The 2,688-nt window shown below is 25.4% G+C and carries 3 protein-coding genes; all 3 read left to right on the plus strand.

The genetic code is table 11. From position 1 onward, the window contains the following. Window positions 1-128: 128 nt before the first annotated feature. Window positions 129-353 (plus strand): cupin domain-containing protein, encoded by a 225-nt coding sequence (locus DJ007_RS14320; protein WP_165974215.1) that lies wholly within the window; start codon window positions 129-131, stop codon window positions 351-353. A gap of 695 nt (window positions 354-1,048) precedes the next feature. Continuing rightward, window positions 1,049-1,582 (plus strand): FkbM family methyltransferase, encoded by a 534-nt coding sequence (locus DJ007_RS14325; protein ID WP_165974084.1) that lies wholly within the window; start codon window positions 1,049-1,051, stop codon window positions 1,580-1,582. Window positions 1,583-2,068: 486 nt separating this feature from the next. Beyond that, window positions 2,069-2,688: hypothetical protein (locus DJ007_RS14330; RefSeq protein ID WP_133308186.1), on the plus strand; the 620-nt coding region annotated here is incomplete at its 3' end.

The raw sequence follows: 2,688 nt of genomic DNA on the forward strand, positions 1-2,688 counted from the left end.
TACTTGACATTGTGAAAAAAGTAATGTTGTAATACCTGAAAATAGTTTATGCGAACTTTCTCATCACTATGGTATAGATAAATTCAATGAATATGGAGCAACCATAATTGAAATATTAATAGAGAATATTGCAAAAAGATAATAATATTATTGCCAGTCAAAAACACCCTACACATCATCATAAACAAAAAGAAGAAACATTTAATGTTTTATATGGTGATTTCACAATAAAAATAGATAATGACGAAAAAACGTATAAACCTGGAGATGTTATTGTCGTAGAAAGAAATAAAAAACATTCTTTTTATAGTAAGAATGGAGCAGTTATTGAAGAGATCTCCAACACATTATAGGATGATTCCTTTTACGATGATGAAAAAATCCAGAATAACAAGCATAGAAAAACAAGAATATATTTAACAGAAGATATATTATCTTATTAATGGTGATATGATGTATAAGAAAGAGCTAGAAAAACTCTTTATAAAAGAAAATATACCCAATAATAAGAAATACGCTTTTCATGAAATCATAAAAATAAAAAATTAATTCTATATGGATGTGGAAGTGGATGTATAACCTTTTTACTATCGTTATAATAGATATAAAAATATAAAGTTGATAGGATTATAGATATAAATCCTTCAAAAAAAGAATACAATAATATTCCTGTAATTATTCCAGAAGAATTATATATAGATAATCCAGATAATTATGTAGTTATTATTACTGTCGGAAAAGAAGAATACTATAAGGATATATTCAATACATTAAAAAATTTAAAATTAAATAATATAATTCTTGCAAATGATATTTATGAATATCATTTGCATTTTGCAAGCTATGAAATAGAAAAAAGTGGTTTTGATTTTTATCTAAAAAATAAAGAAAAAATATTAAAAGTATTCGACTATCTAGAAGACGATTTGAGTAAAGAAATATATATAAAATACCTTAAAACACATATATATAAAATCCCACAAAATTACCCTATGACACTGTTGAAAATCAATATTTCCCTCACGATATAAAATTAAATTATAACCGATTGGTAAATTGTGGTGCTTATACAGGTGATACTATAAAACAATTAAATCAAAAAGTTGGCAAGGTGAAATCTATCGCCTGTTTTGAACCGGATAAGAATAATTATTCAAATTTAATTAATTATCTCCATGCTAATAAGGAAAATATAGCAGAATATATAATAACCTTTCCATGTGGTGTGTATTCTAAAAATGAAATACGTTATTTCTCTGAAGGAGATAATACAAATAGCCGTATAAGTGAAAATGGAAATACCGCTATACAGGTAATAAAACTCGATGATGCTTTATTAAATTATAAACCAACACTTATACAAATGGATATAGAAGGGTCTGAATTAGAAGCCTTACATGGTGCGGAAAAAATCATCAAAGAAAATTATCCTGATCTTGCAATATGCGTTTATCATTCTCCAGAACATATATGGGAAATACCTTTATTTATAAAATCATTAAACAAAAACTATCAATTATATTTAAGAAATTATACAGGATATATCAGTGAAACAGTATTATACGCTGTAAAAGGAGATTAATTTATGTTTAAACCATTACAAACAAATAAGGGTTAGACATTAATTCATTAATAAAAATAGTAAAATCCCCGGCCGCGCCCGCTGGCTTTTTAAGAAGTAATAAAAATATGAGTAATAAAATAATCGATAATTCAAAAGTATATTTTATTGAAGATATAATAAAAAAAGTACAGAAAAAAAGGCTTTTTTAATGCTTGCCCTGCACAGCATAGACATGAAATGGAAAAAGTGTGTATAGATAACAATCTAACCAAAAATGATGATTTTATTCCCTATATAAAATTGCAGAGACCTGAAGCAGTGGTTGAAATATCGGGTAATTGCAATTTAAATTGCGATTTTTGCCCTCAAGGTAATTTAAAAGTAAAAAAAGGCTTTATGCGTTTTAATACCTATAAAAAGGTTTTATCAAAATTAATTTCAGATATCCCAAATCTATTTAATGTCCAACTCTCTTTATGGGGGAACCTTTATTAAATCCAGAAATTGATAAAATCATTATCTTATCAGAAAAATATGTTCCTGTATCTATACAAACTAATCTACAATATACAGAAAATAGAAAAATTAATTAAAGCCAACCCAACACAGATAATAATTTCCGTTAGCGGATTTGAAGAAAATTATCCGAAATATTATGGAAATGCTTCATGGGCTATCTTTAAAAATAACATTGAACTTTTATATAAGCTAATAAATATTTATAAACCTAAAACACAAATCTCATTCTTATTTCACTTATACAGGGATAATAGAAATGATTTAGAAAAAATAAAAGAATACCTAAAAAGATATAACTTTAAAGTATCCCCATCATGGGCATATTTAAATCCTTATAATCTGCTTTATTATCTTGAATATAATATAATAAACCATAAAATCAAAAGTGTTCTGGATAGTCTGGCATGGGATTTTGAAAAAATAATCCCAATTATAAAAAGTGAAATCGGAAAACCATGTTTATGTCAAAGATTATTTCCAATAATAAACTGGGATTTATCTGTATTTCAATGTCATTTATATTATAATAAGATACATAATAATTATCTTGATATTTCATATAATAAATTATTAGAATTAAGACATAATCAACAAATTTGCAAAAA

Source organism: Marinitoga lauensis (assembly GCF_004135675.1).
GTDB classification, from domain to species: domain Bacteria; phylum Thermotogota; class Thermotogae; order Petrotogales; family Petrotogaceae; genus Marinitoga; species Marinitoga lauensis.